The 15,040-nt window shown below is 41.9% G+C and carries 13 protein-coding genes and 1 pseudogene; 5 read left to right on the top strand and 9 right to left on the bottom strand.

What is annotated here, in order from left to right; all coding sequences use genetic code 11:
- Positions 1-35 precede the first annotated feature (35 nt).
- Positions 36-2,300: a TonB-dependent receptor gene (locus QOL76_RS06445; RefSeq protein WP_283412213.1), complete on the top strand. Its 2,265-nt coding sequence runs from the start codon at positions 36-38 to the stop codon at positions 2,298-2,300.
- Positions 2,301-2,323: 23 nt separating this feature from the next.
- Positions 2,324-3,385 (top strand): HmuY family protein, encoded by a 1,062-nt coding sequence (locus QOL76_RS06440; protein WP_283412212.1) that lies wholly within the window; start codon positions 2,324-2,326, stop codon positions 3,383-3,385.
- Between the two features lie 353 nt (positions 3,386-3,738).
- Here QOL76_RS06440 and QOL76_RS06435 read toward each other — a convergent pair whose 3' ends face one another.
- A complete protein-coding gene (locus QOL76_RS06435; RefSeq protein WP_283412211.1) occupies positions 3,739-4,218 on the bottom strand; it encodes a C40 family peptidase in 480 nt (159 codons plus the stop codon).
- Between the two features lie 105 nt (positions 4,219-4,323).
- Between QOL76_RS06435 and QOL76_RS06430 the strand changes: the two genes are divergently transcribed.
- The 3 genes and pseudogenes from QOL76_RS06430 to QOL76_RS06420 all read left to right on the top strand — a co-directional run bounded on the left by QOL76_RS06430 (position 4,324) and on the right by QOL76_RS06420 (position 6,475).
- Entirely contained in the window at positions 4,324-4,563 is a 240-nt protein-coding gene (locus tag QOL76_RS06430) for a hypothetical protein (RefSeq protein ID WP_283412210.1), read from the top strand.
- Between the two features lie 339 nt (positions 4,564-4,902).
- Positions 4,903-5,276, top strand: a pseudogene (locus tag QOL76_RS06425) (GxxExxY protein).
- 209 nt (positions 5,277-5,485) lie between these two features.
- Positions 5,486-6,475 carry a D-alanine--D-alanine ligase gene (locus tag QOL76_RS06420; RefSeq protein ID WP_283412209.1) on the top strand — a complete coding sequence of 330 codons (990 nt, stop codon included), beginning with the start codon at positions 5,486-5,488 and terminating at the stop codon, positions 6,473-6,475.
- A gap of 128 nt (positions 6,476-6,603) precedes the next feature.
- Here QOL76_RS06420 and metK read toward each other — a convergent pair whose 3' ends face one another.
- The 8 genes from metK to QOL76_RS06380 form a co-directional block, all read right to left on the bottom strand.
- Positions 6,604-7,857, bottom strand: a complete 1,254-nt coding sequence (gene metK / locus QOL76_RS06415) for a methionine adenosyltransferase (protein WP_283412208.1) — start codon at positions 7,855-7,857, stop codon at positions 6,604-6,606.
- A gap of 107 nt (positions 7,858-7,964) precedes the next feature.
- Positions 7,965-8,540, bottom strand: coding sequence for a precorrin-2 dehydrogenase/sirohydrochlorin ferrochelatase family protein (locus QOL76_RS06410; RefSeq protein WP_283412207.1), 576 nt, complete (start codon positions 8,538-8,540; stop codon positions 7,965-7,967).
- 127 nt (positions 8,541-8,667) lie between these two features.
- On the bottom strand, positions 8,668-9,438 hold the full coding sequence (gene cobA / locus QOL76_RS06405; RefSeq protein ID WP_283412206.1) for a uroporphyrinogen-III C-methyltransferase: 771 nt from the start codon (positions 9,436-9,438) through the stop codon (positions 8,668-8,670).
- Entirely contained in the window at positions 9,435-11,534 is a 2,100-nt protein-coding gene (locus QOL76_RS06400) for a nitrite reductase (RefSeq protein WP_283412205.1), read from the bottom strand. Before QOL76_RS06400 ends, cobA begins: the two co-directional genes overlap by 4 nt.
- 95 nt (positions 11,535-11,629) lie before the next feature.
- Positions 11,630-12,886 carry a sulfate adenylyltransferase subunit 1 gene (locus tag QOL76_RS06395; RefSeq protein ID WP_283412204.1) on the bottom strand — a complete coding sequence of 419 codons (1,257 nt, stop codon included), beginning with the start codon at positions 12,884-12,886 and terminating at the stop codon, positions 11,630-11,632.
- Between the two features lie 136 nt (positions 12,887-13,022).
- Positions 13,023-13,922, bottom strand: coding sequence for a sulfate adenylyltransferase subunit CysD (gene cysD, locus QOL76_RS06390; RefSeq protein WP_283412203.1), 900 nt, complete (start codon positions 13,920-13,922; stop codon positions 13,023-13,025).
- A gap of 151 nt (positions 13,923-14,073) precedes the next feature.
- Complete coding sequence (locus QOL76_RS06385) at positions 14,074-14,778, bottom strand: phosphoadenylyl-sulfate reductase (protein ID WP_283412202.1); 705 nt, start codon at positions 14,776-14,778, stop codon at positions 14,074-14,076.
- Positions 14,753-15,025 carry a DUF2061 domain-containing protein gene (locus QOL76_RS06380; protein ID WP_283412201.1) on the bottom strand — a complete coding sequence of 91 codons (273 nt, stop codon included), beginning with the start codon at positions 15,023-15,025 and terminating at the stop codon, positions 14,753-14,755. The genes QOL76_RS06385 and QOL76_RS06380 overlap by 26 nt, the downstream gene beginning before the upstream one ends.
- Between the last annotated feature and the right edge of the window lie 15 nt (positions 15,026-15,040).

The following is a 15,040-nucleotide window of genomic DNA, read 5'->3' as shown; positions in this document are numbered from 1 at the left end:
CTTTACCTCCCGCCATCTCAAAAATTTTTATGCACATGCATAGATTTGATCTAAATAAATACTTCATCATTTGCTCTTTGCTATTTCTGGCTATGCCAATTATGGCGCAAGCTCAAGCTGTGTTGCAAGGAAAAGTGGTGGATTCCCATGGCAATGCGGTGTCTCATGCTACGATCTGGCTGGCAGACCTTAAGGGAGAAGTAGCCGACGAACAGGGTGTTTTCTCACTTGCCGAATTGCCATCAGAAGGGAAACTCAAAATTTCAGCGGTGGGATTTGAGACGATCTGGGCAACTTGGCCGTCGGGAAAAACTACAGAAACATTCGTTTTGACTTCCTCGACTTCTGATTTGGAAACTGTTGTGGTCACAGGGAATTTCGAGCCTCAGTCTGCCAGGCAGTCTGTCTATCAGGTGCGGACCATCGGTGCTGAAGTCATTAAAAATCGAGCACCAAGTAATATTCAGGAGGTTTTGAGCACGGAGCTGGGAATTCGCTTTTCGCAGGACAACGCCTTAGGCTCAAGCAATATGGAGCTGCTGGGTATGTCTGGCCAAAATGTGAAGATCTTAATTGACGGCATTCCGATGGTCGGTCGTCAGGGAACCTCCAATGAAATTAACATCAACCAGATCGATATCAACCGGATCGAGCGGGTGGAGATCGTCGAGGGACCGATGTCAGTTGTATACGGAGCAGATGCACTTGCTGGTGTAATCAATATTATCACCAAATCTGACGCATCAGAAAAATTCGATGTGAAAGCTCGGGTGCAGGAGGAAACTGTAGGGAATGAATACAGCCCCTTTGATGGAAAAGGCACTCATATAAGAAGTGTGACTGGAAGTTACCGCTTGAAAAATTGGGATTTTGGAGCTTCATTTTCTCAGAACAACTTCGGAGGTTGGAAAGGCGAAGAAACAGGCAGAGAGTACGAATGGCTTCCTAAAGATCAGAATTTCCTAAACCTCAAAGCAGGTTGGGGCAATGAATCTCTAAATCTGGAATATCAGCTAGATTTCTTGGATGAGACTGTTTTCTCCTATGGGCCAGAAGCACGTTTGGAGATGCTGGATCAGGAATTCATCACTTCCCGCTGGATGCATAGGCTGAGCGGTAGATGGGATACCAATTCCAAATTCGGGTTTACCTGGCAAGGAGCATTTACAGATTATGCCAGAGAAAGCCAGACTTGGGTGACCAATGTGCGGACAGGTGAGCATTATCAATCCCAAGCTCCCGGAGCTAATTCTACCATCGATTACACTGGATTTAGCTGGAGAATGATCGGCGATTGGAAGATTGCTGATAAATTCAAATTGCAACCCGGAATCGACCTGAATCTGGAGCAAGGTTCTGGCGAGAGAATAGACGAGAATGAAGGAATTCAGGATTATGCAATTTTCCTTTCCGGAGAATGGTCTCCAGTTTCTACCATTAAAATCAAACCGGGACTACGCAAAAGCTGGAATTCTGCTTACGAAACACCTGCTTTGATTCCTTCGTTGAACACAAAATTTGCCTTGAATGAAAACTTGGATCTGAGATTGGCCTATGCCAACGGATTCAGAGCTCCTTCTATCCGTGAATTGTATTTCAACTTCTTTGACGCAAGTCACAGTATCACTGGAAACCCAGACTTGAAAGCGGAAACTTCCAATAGTTTCAATGGATCATTGGATTGGAAAGCTCAAGTTAACCCAACCTGGAAAATTTCAACTGTGCTGGGCGCTTTTTACAATGATGTAAAAGACAGAATCGCTTACGGTCAAGATCCAAGCGACATTCAGGTGACTACCTTGTTCAATGTGGAGCGATACAAAACGGCTGGTCTTACGCTGAACAATAGCCATTCCTTCAAAAACCTGACTGCAAATGTTGGGTTCTCTTACATCGGACGCTACAACCTACTTTCTGAAGAGCAGACTATAGTTCCCGATATGAGCTGGACTCCAGAGGTGAATACAAATCTTACTTATCTGATTTTGCCATGGAGAACTACTGCGACGCTCTTCTACAAATGGACTGGAGCGCTGCCCGGCTATGAAACAATCACTGATTCTGAGGGAAACCCTTCCGCAACTGAAATAATGCTGGACGGCTACCACTGGATTGATATTTCTTTCAAGAAGGATTTTGGCAAGCATCTATCTGTGAATGCCGGAGCTAGAAATATCCTAGACGTAAAGCAAATCAGTAGTACTTCCGGAGGTGGAGATGCCCATGGAGGTGGAACCCAAAGACCCGTAGGCTATGGAAGATCCTACTTCCTCGGTCTCACTTATCAATTAAATAAATAACTATTCCCCCAAATTTAAACACAATGCAACAGTATCGTTTTCTAACTCTTACAGCCTTAATGGCTGGCGTGACACTTTTCTCATCCTGCAGTGATGACGATCCAGAGCCGGTAGTAGTACCGCCTACAGAATCAGGAATCATCGAAGTAGATGGTGGCGGGGCCACTTATCCGAATACCGCATACATCCAATTCCGAACTGGCACTCAGACAGCAGTGGCCAGAGAATCATGGGATCTTGCCTTCGCTACAGGATCTGAATTCAAAGTCCTGATTAACGGCACCACGGGCGCCATGGCTTCTGCTACCGGAGAAACTGATATCAATGTGGTTTCTTCAGCAGATATGAGTGCAGCTGACTCTGCAGCTTTGGTTTTAAGCTTTACAAATCTTGAAGGTATTCTACATGTAGATGATCCTTCTATGCCACTTTCTAAGCCTGCAATTGCAGCCGTTAACTCCACTGAAGCAAGTAATGAAGTTTATATTCTTTCCCGAGGTGCTAGTGGTGTCGAAGCAAAGTCTCTTAAGAAAATCAGAATCACCAGAAATGGTGAAGGTTATACGCTTCAGCATGCTGATGCCGACGCTGCTGATTTTATCTCTGTGGACGTAGTCAAAGACAATGATCATAATTTTGTTTATTTCAGTTTTGAAAATGGAATTGTGGACGTGGAGCCAGCGAAAGATTCCTGGGATATCTCGTGGACTGCTGGCACATCATCTACACCGTATCCAGCCGCGACTACTGGAATTTTGGCTTACTTCTTCCAGGATTTAGTTTACCAAAATATCTATGGTGGGGTTGGAGCGGCATCAGTATTAGAGGCAGATATAGCTTATGCTGATTTCACCGAACAGGATGTTAATTCACTTACATTTGATTCAAGCGATAGACTGGCTATCGGGTCAACTTGGAGAAACGGTGGTGGCCCAACCAGCTCACCAGCGGTGAAAGATGATATCTATTATATCATCAAAGATGCTGATGAAAACATTTACAAAGTTAGATTCCTTTCTTTGACCAAAGACGGAGAAAGAGGAAAGCCGAGCTTAGAGTTTGAACTTGTATCAGAAGATCTATAAACTATTAGGTTCAATTATTTCGGAAAGGCCAGGGATAGCGAAAGCTGTTCTTGGTTTTTTTATGCCATATTTTTTACCGCAAAGAGGTCGCGGAGGTTTGCGCGGAGTGCACAATTTTATATACTGTCCTACTTCTGGAGAAGCTGGATCTAAAAGCGTGTGTAAACTGGATTCAACGTTGATTTTTTAGCCACAAAGAGCACCAAGAAATAGCGAAGTCGAATGCTGCGCCGTTGCGCAGCCGACTGAAAATTCTAAATGCCAAAATCAAAAGGGTTTGATCTGCAATATAACGTTCAATTACAGTTTGCGTCCTCTGCAGAAAACTCTGTGCCCTTAGCGGTTAAAACCACTCAATCCAGTATCCGTCGTGCAAACAAAAATGCCTTTGACCAGTAATTATTACTCAGGTAATCTTCCGACACGCCAAGCGAGGTAGAAGAATGAATAAAACGAACATCTCCCCGTGAGGTCTCTGTCACTATACCCGAGTGAGTCACCTGCTTTCTTCTTTTACCTGTGGCAAAAAACAGTACATCACCAGGCTTGATCTCATTAGTCCGGATACTCTTACCCATTTTACTTTGATCCGTTGAGATTCTCGGCATCGTAATTCCCACAGAATAAAACGAATGATAAACCAAGGCTGAACAATCTATTCCAGCACGAGTGGTTCCTCCATAACGATAAGGTGTTCCTGTATAACTTCTAGCAGTCTGAATGACAGTATTGAATGGCTCGCTGGCAACTTTCTTTTTGGATGCGCAAGAAGTACCGAGCATCAATCCCAAAACGAGAAAAAAAGCGGTAAAACGGAATTGTTTGAGCAGCATAGTGGTTTTTGTTCTCTCAAGTATAAGACGAAGCCAATCAGGAATCAACCTTTTTTGATCAAAAAGGAATTCATTTTAGTAACTTAACGAGTGCATTTGAAGATTATGAGTAAAGAAGAATTCACCAACCTCCCTTTCCACAAAAAAATAAATACCCTCTACACCGAGGGTACATTTGTGGTGGGTATACGCTATTACAAGCATAAGGTGAATCTTTATCTTCTCGAAAACGAATACATCGAAGTTTTCTATAATCACAAACAGGATAAAATTGATAAAATTGACTTTTTGCCACGAGATCATACTCGAATGAAGTTCTATTTGGATCAGATAAAGTTAGCATGATATTTCCCGCAGATTAAAACCAATTTGCATAGAATAATTTCCCGCAGATTGACGCAGAAAAAACACGCTGAGTTGCGCAAATTTTTGATGTTGTACTATAGATTATCTCGGATTGAATTTGAGGTTATTTTCGGGAAAACAAACTGCATCAAATAAGCCTCTCGATGATATACAGAGCTTTTTTAGGAGCAGAGATTCTTTTGATAGTTCAAGATCCTCGACAATCTGCGTTAATTATCTGCGTAGATCTGCGGGAAATATCAACAATCATCTCCGGGAAATATGAACTAAATTCGACTGATATTCAGTAAATTAGACACACTTTTTAAATCAGACAAAATGACTGAAAACGATATTTCTTATAGAATACGAGGATGTATTTTTAAAGTATACAACCGCCTAGGGCCAGGATTATTGGAATCTGCTTATGAACTCGCTTTAACTCATGAATTAGAAAAAGACGGGCTAAATGTAAGACGTCAAGTAGGTCTTCCGTTAGTTTATGATACGATTAAGTTAGATGTTGGCTATAGGATTGACTTAATAGTTGAAAGGTCATAGTCGAAATTAAATCAATTGAAAACCTTTTGGAGGTACACCATAAGCAAATCATTACTTATCTAAGACTATCAGGATTAAAACTCGGACTATTGGTTAATTTCAATGTGGAAGATATTACTGAAGGAATTATCAGGAAAGTCAATAACCTTTAGGTTTCCCGCAGATGTTCGCAGAAAAAAAACGCTGAGTTGCGCAGATTTTTGATTGACATAATTGTTTTTTGTTTTAAAGATCCGCTACAATCTGCGTTAGTTATCTGCGAACATCTGCGGGAAATAGCCCCGAAAGTTAGTAGGAAAGGAAGTAGCTTTGCGGGAAATTCCCAAAAATTCGAGTAATTCGTATCGTTAATTCTGATACCATGAAGAGAAAAATTGCCCTGGTTACAGGTGGATATACCGGAGAATCTGTCATTTCTTTAAAAAGTGCTGCTGTGGTAGAAAAAACCATTGACCGCAATCTTTACGACGTTTACAAAATCCTGATTTATCCTGGAGATTGGCATTTTCTGTCTGCCTCAGGAGAAAAAATTCCAGTGGACTTAAACGACTTCAGTATAAGAATCGGTGATGACAAAATCACCTTTGACGGAGTGTTCAACATTCTTCATGGCTCTCCGGGAGAAGATGGAAAGCTTGCGGGCTATTTCGACATGATCGGTATTCCATACACTACTTGTGATCAGCTGAGCTCTGCCATTACAATGAACAAGGGCTATACAAAAGCAATTGTAGACGACATCGAGGAGCTGCATATTGCTAAATCACTTCAGCTCTTTGAAAACTCTGCTAAAAACCTAAAGCGGGTACAAGATGAGCTGACTTTGCCTCTTTTTATCAAACCAAATAATGGAGGAAGCTCTATCGGTATGAGTAAAGTAAAAACCTGGGAAGAATTGCCTGAGGCTTTGGATAAGGCTTTTGCGGAAGATAAACAGGTGCTGGTAGAAGAGTTTGTCTCAGGGCGGGAGTTTTCTATTGGCTGCTATAAAGGTAAAGGAGAAATCACTGTTCTTCCTGCAACGGAGATTGTGAGCAGCAAAGAATTCTTCGATTATGAAGCCAAATACGTGGCAGGAGTGACTGAAGAAATCACCCCTGGAAGAATGTCTGATGAAGAAGTTGCCCTTGTAAATCGGATTATTGCAAAGATCTATGAAAAGTTAAACTGCAAAGGCGCGATCCGCGTAGATTACTTCCTTCAACACGAAACAGGCAAATTTTACTTCATCGAAGTAAATACAGTTCCTGGCCAAACTGAAACCAGTTTGATTTCCCAGCAAGTGAAAGCCATCGGCATGGAGGTGAGGGATTTTTATACTGAGTTGATTGAGGAGATGTTTATTATTTAAGACATAAGTATGTAGACATAAGTAGCTAGATTGACACTTCCTCCCATCTCAGAATCTTGTATTGAGAATTCTAAAAATCTTACTACTAAAAATAAAGGCTTCCGATTTAAAACCGGAAGCCTTTATTTTTATAGTCCAAATGCAGATTTAATCTTATCCACGTAATCAAGCTTTTCCCAAGTGAATAACTCCACATCGAGCTTGATCTCATCTCTATATGGAGATACAAACACCTTGGTTACCACTTCATTTTTTCTACCCATGTGGCCATAAGCAGCCGTTTCTTCATAGATAGGATTTCTCAGTTTCAATCGTTGCTCGATAGCATACGGACGCATATCGAAGATTTCTTCAATTTTCTTCGCGATAGCCCCGTCATTCAGATCAACTTTGGCAGTGCCATATGTATTGATATAAATACCCATAGGCTTGGCAACTCCAATCGCATAAGAAACCTGCACCAACACCTCATCTGCAAGACCAGCAGCAACCATGTTTTTTGCAATATGCCTAGTAGCATAAGCTGCAGAACGGTCAACTTTTGAAGGATCTTTTCCAGAGAAAGCTCCTCCACCGTGTGCACCTTTGCCACCGTAAGTATCTACGATGATTTTTCTTCCGGTCAAACCTGTGTCACCATGCGGCCCACCTATTACAAACTTACCGGTAGGATTGATGTGATATTTTATTTCTGAAGTGAAAAGCTTTTGGATTTCCGGTTTCAGCTTAGCAATTACCCTTGGGATCAAAATATTGATGATATCGGATTTGATCTTTGCGAGCATTTTGCCTTCCTCATCAAAATCATCATGCTGAGTAGAAACCACTATTGCTTCTATACGCTGGGGCACATTATCGTCAGAATATTCTATAGTCACCTGAGCTTTGGAGTCAGGCCGGATATAGGTAATATCTTTATTTTCTCTTCGGAGCTCCGCCAATTCACGAAGGATCATATGCGATAGATCCAAAGCCAAAGGCATGTAGTTTTCAGTTTCATTGGTGGCATAACCAAACATCATTCCCTGATCACCTGCACCTTGCTCTTCCGGACTCTGGCGAACTACACCTTGGTTAATCTCTGAAGATTGCTCATGAATAGCTGAAAGTACTCCACAGGAATTTCCTTCAAACATGTACTCACTCTTTGTGTAACCGATTCTGTTAATCACGTCACGGGCGATTTTCTGCACGTCAAGGTAAATGTCAGAATTCACCTCACCAGCTAGGAACACCTGACCTGTCGTCACAAGAGTTTCACAGGCTACTTTGGAATTTGGGTCGAAGGCTAAAAAATTGTCAATTAACGCGTCAGAGATTTGATCTGCGATTTTATCTGGATGCCCCTCAGAAACAGACTCTGAGGTAAATAGATATGCCATAAATATAAGTTGGTAATGCGTATTTTAAAGGAAGCCCAAAAATACGGGAACTGGAGGAAATAAAAAACTTAGGGTTCTAGGGATTAATGAATATTGTTTTCGATGGTTTAGCTCTTCTTTACCAACCCCTCAGTAATTTCATTCATTGCTTTCACTTTGTATTCGAAATCTCCTTTGAGAGTTTCACGGTAAGCGTTTAAATTATTAAGCAAATCATCCAATTCCTCCGGAAGTACATCTTCCAATAATTGTCGAAGCCGCTTGGCAGCAGTTGGGGATTTACCATTGGTGCTAATGGCTATTTTCAAGTTTCCTTTAGTGACAATTCCGCCCAAGTAGAAATCACATAATTCCGGAGTATCAGCTACATTCACCAACAAAAAGCGTTCTTTCGCTTCGTCTCTAATCTGCCGATTTACAGCCTTGTCATCTGTTGCTGCGATCACCATATGTTTGGCCCCTAGATATTTGTTATGATACACATCCTCGATCATCGTGACGGTGTCTGACTTTTCAGCCAAATCAATAAAACTCTGGGAGAATTCTCTTGAAACCGCAGTCACCTGAGCATTAGGACTTGATTTTAAGAGGAATTCCAACTTTTCCGTACCCACATTTCCTCCTCCGATCAGGAGCACGTTGAGTTCGTGTACTTTTAGGAAAATAGGGTATAAATGATTCATGTGATTTAGGATAACCTTTGAGGTGTCATTTCGAGCGAGGGACGAGTGAGAAATCTCCTCGAAGGTTTAATACCTTTAAGACACCGTACACTATTTTATTAACAAAACCTTCGAGGTTCTAAAAACCTCAAAGGTTATACTTCACCGCTTCTCGGTAAACTTCAGCTAATTTAATGCTTTCTCGCACTACTTCTCCGATGATAATAATCGCAGGAGCTTCTACTTTGTTTTCAAAAGCTTTTTCCTCTATATCATGAATAAAACCAGCAGTGATTTTTTCATCTATGGTTGTGCCGCTTTGGATGATTGCTATTGGCAAATCTCGTTGGCCAAACTCCCGATAAACCGATACGATGTCAGCCAATTTCTTGGTTCCCATCAGCACCACAACAGTTGCTGTAGATTGCGCTGCGAGTGCCAAATCTTTGGAAAGTTCTCCCGCTGAAGTTGTGCCAGTTACTACCCAGAAGCTTTCTGAAACTCCTCGTTTGGTCACTGGAATTCCCGCCGAAGCTGGAACAGCAATAGCCGAGGTAATCCCGGGAATCATTTCAGTTGGGACGCCAAATGCTTCTATGTATTCAATTTCTTCTGATCCGCGTCCGAAAACAAATGGATCTCCACCTTTCAGACGAACTACATGTCCATGCTTTTTGGCTAAACTGACACATAGTTGATTGGTATCTTGTTGTGGGAAAGAATGTTTCCCAACTCTTTTTCCCACAAATACCTTTAATGCGGAATCAGGCGCATGATCAAGCAATACTGGATCTATCAATGCATCATATAACACCACATCAGCCTTATTCAGTGCCAAAACAGCCTTTAGGGTAATCAATTCAGGATCTCCAGGACCTGCGCCAACAAGCGTTACTTTCGGTTGAATTACGGTGTTCATGCAGTCACCTCTTCCTCACGGTAGCTTTTCAGCAGTCCGTAAATTTCCAATGCCTGAGCAGCATAAGCATTTGCAAACTCTTCAGTTGGCTCATTCTGATTGATCTGATAGATTTTCTCTGCAAAAGTTCCTCCCAAGTTGATTTTACCAGATTCTACAAACACCTCATCAAATTGTTTGATGATATTCGCATAAGAATTAGTGCTTACACTTTCGCTGAGCAAGATCGCCTTTGCAGCATTGATCAAGCCTGCGTAATGGTGGTAAATACTATCTGACCAGCGACCTTCTTCTAGGCATTTTTGAGCGATATCAATTTTCTCCTTCGCCTCCAAAAGCAGAGTAGCAACCAAGTCAAGTACCACTCCGGCACATTCACCCACACCAACTGCGATCTTATATTCCTCCGTATTTCCCCAGTCCACATAATCGGCTGGAGTCACCGTAGAAGCATCACCAAGTTCTTTTAATAATTCGTAGAAATAAATCTGACCTTTCTCGTCATAATAACTCAAGAAATCCAGACCATTTGCATTGGCTTCGAAATCATCCAGTAAGATTCTCAATGCCTGAGGACCTCTTTTACTTGGAATTTTTGTCACTTTATCTGCAAAACGACCGTTTCCATCACCCATATTTCCACCTCCAAGCAGTACCTGAAGCGCAGGGATTACAACTTTTCCGGATTTCATGGACATACCCTGAAAACCAATATGAGCCATATTGTGCTGTCCGCAGGCATTCATACAGCCTGAAATCTTGATCACTAAATCCTGATTTTTCAGGTATTGAGGATATTCAGCTAAAATCACTTTTTCCAATTCTGCTGCAATACCAGTTGAGCTAGCGATGCCAAGGTTACAAGTATCTGTACCTGGGCAAGCGGTAATATCTCCCAAAGAATTATATCCAGCAGATGCCAAACCAATTTCCTTCAACTCTTTGTAGAAATATGGAACCAAATCCTCACGAACATCACGGATCAGGAAGTTTTGACGAAGGGTAAAACGTACCTCAGCACTTGCGTATTTCTCTACCAAATCAGCCAGTTTTCTTGCCTGATCTGTATAGAAATCTCCAAGAGGAACTCTAACGCCGACAGATACAAAGCCTTTTTGCTTTTGCGGCAAAATATTCGTGAGCTTGAAATGCTCAAAGTCCAACCCAAGCTCCTCTTCTACAGTTGCAGAAGGGGCATCAGGAAGAATTTGGGCAGCATCATATGCTTCAAAAGCTATAGGATATGACTTAAATGGAAGTGCTTTTTTCTCATTTTCAACCAGTTCCAAAAATGCTTCCAACCCAATATCCTTGATCAGGAATTTCATTCTGGCTTTCATTCTTTTTGCCCGCTCACCATGGCGATCAAAGATTCTGATCACAGCTTCTGCAAACGGAATAATCTGATCTGCTTCCACAAACTCAGAGAATACATCCGCATGACGAGGCTGAGATCCAAGACCTCCACCGAGCATCACTTTGAACCCTCGAACTTCTTTGCCGTCAATCTCTTTCACTTTTGGGATAAAGCCCAAATCGTGCAGGTAACTCAATCCAGTATCTTCATCAGAAGAGGAAAAAGAAATTTTGAATTTCCTTCCCATTTCCTGAGAAATTGGGTTTCTTAAAAAGTATTTGAAAGTCGCATCAGCATAAGGCGTTACATCAAATGGCTCATTTGGATCGATTCCGGCTGTTTCCGAAGCAGTGACATTCCTTACCGTATTTCCACATGCCTCACGGATGGTCACATCATCCCGCTCCAATTCAGCCCAAAGCTCAGGAGTCCTATCCAAGCTCACGTAGTGAATTTGAATGTCTTGTCGAGTGGTGATGTGTAAACGTCCAGTAGAATATTCATCGGATACTTTGCAGATTCTGCGTAACTGATCGGAAGAAACACGACCATAAGGCAGTTTGATCCGGATCATCTGCACACCTGGCTGTCGCTGGCCGTAGATGCCTCGCGCCAGACGAAGGCTACGGAATTTTTCCTCGTCTATATTACCACCATTGAAAAGTGCAATTTTCTTTTCTAAATCGATGATATCTTGTTCTACTATATTGTTTTCAAGTTCTGTTCTGAAACTCTGCATGGCTTAATAGGTTTTTGAGGTTTGGAGTTGAAAAGTGATAAGGTTAGAAAGTTGATCAGCTTAATGGCCTACTATCCAAATTTTCATTTTTCAGTCTATTCAATGAATCCAACCGAAACAGTATCGTATTCTGCTTCATCAATCAGAATAAAGCTTCCATTTGATTTATTTGACTTATAGGTATCAAAATGGATCGGCTTATTTAAGCGGAAATGAACCCGCCCGATGTCATTCAACTTAAGCGAATGCGCATCTTCTCCCCCAGAGAAATCCGTGTGAATTCTGGATTCTATCTGATCGACTTTCGCCATCACACGATTCACTCCGTGTTGCAAAATGTATTTTTTACCTACTGTTAGGGCCTTACTATTTACTTGGCAAATCGTAGCTGTAATTTGCTTTTCGCTACGTGGAACTGCTGAGCTTTTCACCAACATATCTCCTCGGCTCAAATCAACTTCATCTTCCAATGTTACTGCAATAGAGCTACCTGGAGCTGCTTCTTGGATTTCCTGATCGAAGTAGTGAATACTTTTGATTTTGGAAGTATTCAATGAAGGCAAAAGCGTTACTTCATCACCTACTTTCAGATTTCCTCCGTAAAGCATTCCTGAGAAACCTCTGAAGTCATGCCAAGCCTCAGTTTTTGGACGGATCACATACTGAACAGGAAATCTAGCTACGGTACTTTCTTCGAGATCTTTGGTCTCCAACACTTCCAAATGATCTAATAAAGTGTTTCCTACATACCATGGCATTTCTGAAGATTTCCTGGCAATATTCTCTCCTTTCAAAGCAGATACCGGGATGAAGTTAATTTGATCTTCACTGAAATCTGACTTTGCTACCAACACATCAAAATCCGCCTTGATCTTCAAAAACACTTCCTCATCATAATCCACCAGATCCATTTTATTAACCGCTACCACCACATGGCTGATGCGTAATAAATTGGCTATGAAAAAGTGGCGATAAGTCTGCTCAATCACACCTTTTCTTGCATCGATCAAGATGATCGCTACCTGAGAAGTGGAAGCTCCCGTCACCATGTTTCTGGTGTATTCCACGTGGCCTGGAGTATCTGCTACGATAAAGTTGGTCTTAGCTGTATTGAAATAAATATGAGCTACATCAATCGTAATGCCCTGCTCCCGCTCAGCGACCAATCCGTCGGTAGCCAAAGAGAAATCCAGGTAATCGTATCCTCGCTGCTTAGAGCTGCGCTCGATTGCTTCGATTTTATCTGTAGTCAATGATTTAGTATCGTATAGTAATCGTCCGATCAGCGTGCTCTTGCCATCATCGACAGAACCTGCAGTAGCGATTTTTATAAGTTTTCTATTTTCAGACATGTTGTTCAGTTTTTTATTTTGCTGTTGTCCTGCTTCTCCAGAAGCTGGACTCGATTTTAATGCTGCTTTTGGAAAAGTAGCATAACGTGTGAGCCGAGTCTACTTGGTACTTTGTACTTGAGACCTTGTACTTTTTCTAAAAGTATCCGACTTTCTTCCTCGTCTCCATAGCTGCTTCGGATCGCTTATCATCGATTCTGGCACCCCGCTCGGAGATGGAAGAATCTCTGATTTCACCGACTACATCATCCAGCGACACAGCTTCTGAAAGAACTGCGGCAGTACAGGTCATGTCACCTACAGTTCTGAATCGCACCATTTTCACCATCACTTCTTCGTGGTCCTCACGAAACACATGCTCATTGGCAGTCCAGATCAACCCATCACGAAGGAATACCTCACGCTCATGTGCAAAGTAGATCGATGGAATCTCAATATTTTCAGTTTTGATATATTCCCAAACGTCCAGTTCCGTCCAGTTGGAAATCGGGAAACAACGAACATTTTGTCCATTATGGATTTTACCATTTAGCATGTCAAAAAGCTCTGGACGTTGATTTTTCTCATCCCACTGACCAAAGTCATCTCTTACCGAGAATACTCTTTCTTTTGCCCTGGCTTTTTCCTCATCTCTTCTCGCTCCACCGATACAAGCATCGAATTTGAATTCTTCGATGGCATCCAAAAGCGTGGTAGTCTGAAGGGAATTTCTACTGGAATATCTTCCTCTTTCCTCACGAACTTTCCCCTGATCGATTGCGTCCTGTACATTTCGTACGATAAGCTCCAATCCTAATTCTTCCACCAGCCTATCCCGGAATTCTATAGTCTCAGGAAAATTATGCCCCGTATCTACGTGCAACAAAGGGAAAGGAATTTTAGCTGGATAAAAGGCTTTTTGGGCCAGTCTCACTAGTGTAATAGAGTCCTTTCCTCCGGAAAAAAGCAAAACCGGACGCTCAAATTGCGCTGCCACTTCACGGATGATGTGGATCGATTCTGCTTCTTTCGGATTAGGTATTAATAGGTTGTTCATGATATTTATGATTTATGAATTACGATTTACGAGGTGAAATCGTACCTCAAACTATATCTTCTATTTAGCTTTTCTCTTTAATTGTCTTCGACTTCGCTAAGACTGACTACCTCTGCCTAAGTCTTGAATCTTATATCTAAAATCTTGAGTCTTACTTAGCATGCAAGCCACACTCTTTCTTCGAATCTTCCCACCACCAGCGGCCTGCTCGGGCATCTTCACCTTCCATAATCGCGCGAGTACATGGCGCGCAACCTATGCTGATGAAACCTTTGTCGTGGAGTGGATTGTAAGGGATATTCTTTTCGCTGATGTAGGCAATCATATCATCAAAAGTCCAATCCAAAAGCGGGTTGAATTTTAGGATTTGGTTTACCTCATCCCACTCGACGCGCTTCATGTCTGATCTATTAGCGGATTGCTCCGCACGAAGTCCAGTCACCCAAACTTCATTTCCCGATAGAGCTCTTCGAAGTGGCTCTACTTTGCGCACAAAGCAGCAAGATTTTCTATTTTCAACAGAGTCGTAAAATCCGTTTATTCCAATCTCACTTACCAAGTTCTCCACAGAGGAAGTAGTCGGATAGTAAACTTTTATATTCTGCTTGTATTTAGCTTCTGTTCTGGAAAGTAAGTCTAGGGTTTCTGGAAAAAGCCTACCAGTATCCAAAGAAAAGATAGAAATAGGCAAATGAGCATCAGCAATCAATTGAGTGATTACCTGATCCTCCTGACCTAGGGAAGTGGAAAAAGTCACTTTACCCGGAAAAAGATCAGCTATCAAAGCCAATCCTTCCTGCGCGCTCAACTGAGACAGCTGAGCTTCCAGTTCATGCATATTTTTTTTCAGTGTCATTCGCTTGTGCTTTTGGAGTGCTTTCCCATGCTCTCTCGTGGAAATAATACAGGATGATCTTGGAGAAGACTTCTACCGAACCGATAGAAATGGCCATTACTAATTCGCCTGTGACGAAATAGGATATGATCATGGTATCAATGGTCCCGACAATTCTCCAAGAAATAGACTTAAGCAAGCTCTTGGCGTTGCTGTCCCTTCCGGACTTGCTAGTGAATAGCTTTTTGAGTGGCTGGTCTAAAATCATACAGGTTTATTACGA

Source organism: Algoriphagus winogradskyi (genome assembly GCF_900182815.1).
In the GTDB taxonomy this organism is placed as follows: Bacteria; Bacteroidota; Bacteroidia; order Cytophagales; family Cyclobacteriaceae; genus Algoriphagus; species Algoriphagus winogradskyi.
Note: the sequence above shows the minus strand (reverse complement) of the source record. Positions and strands in the feature narration are given on the sequence as shown.

Bases quoted from the DNA above. Each gene is read 5' to 3' on its own strand.
- QOL76_RS06445 (WP_283412213.1), top strand. From the start codon at position 36: ATGCATAGATTTGATCTAAATAAATACTTCATCATTTGCTCTTTGCTA.
- QOL76_RS06440 (WP_283412212.1), top strand. From the start codon at position 2,324: ATGCAACAGTATCGTTTTCTAACTCTTACAGCCTTAATGGCTGGCGTG.
- QOL76_RS06435 (WP_283412211.1), bottom strand. From the start codon at position 4,218: ATGCTGCTCAAACAATTCCGTTTTACCGCTTTTTTTCTCGTTTTGGGA.
- QOL76_RS06430 (WP_283412210.1), top strand. From the start codon at position 4,324: ATGAGTAAAGAAGAATTCACCAACCTCCCTTTCCACAAAAAAATAAAT.
- QOL76_RS06420 (WP_283412209.1), top strand. From the start codon at position 5,486: ATGAAGAGAAAAATTGCCCTGGTTACAGGTGGATATACCGGAGAATCT.
- metK (WP_283412208.1), bottom strand. From the start codon at position 7,857: ATGGCATATCTATTTACCTCAGAGTCTGTTTCTGAGGGGCATCCAGAT.
- QOL76_RS06410 (WP_283412207.1), bottom strand. From the start codon at position 8,540: ATGAATCATTTATACCCTATTTTCCTAAAAGTACACGAACTCAACGTG.
- cobA (WP_283412206.1), bottom strand. From the start codon at position 9,438: ATGAACACCGTAATTCAACCGAAAGTAACGCTTGTTGGCGCAGGTCCT.
- QOL76_RS06400 (WP_283412205.1), bottom strand. From the start codon at position 11,534: ATGCAGAGTTTCAGAACAGAACTTGAAAACAATATAGTAGAACAAGAT.
- QOL76_RS06395 (WP_283412204.1), bottom strand. From the start codon at position 12,886: ATGTCTGAAAATAGAAAACTTATAAAAATCGCTACTGCAGGTTCTGTC.
- cysD (WP_283412203.1), bottom strand. From the start codon at position 13,922: ATGAACAACCTATTAATACCTAATCCGAAAGAAGCAGAATCGATCCAC.
- QOL76_RS06385 (WP_283412202.1), bottom strand. From the start codon at position 14,778: ATGACACTGAAAAAAAATATGCATGAACTGGAAGCTCAGCTGTCTCAG.
- QOL76_RS06380 (WP_283412201.1), bottom strand. From the start codon at position 15,025: ATGATTTTAGACCAGCCACTCAAAAAGCTATTCACTAGCAAGTCCGGA.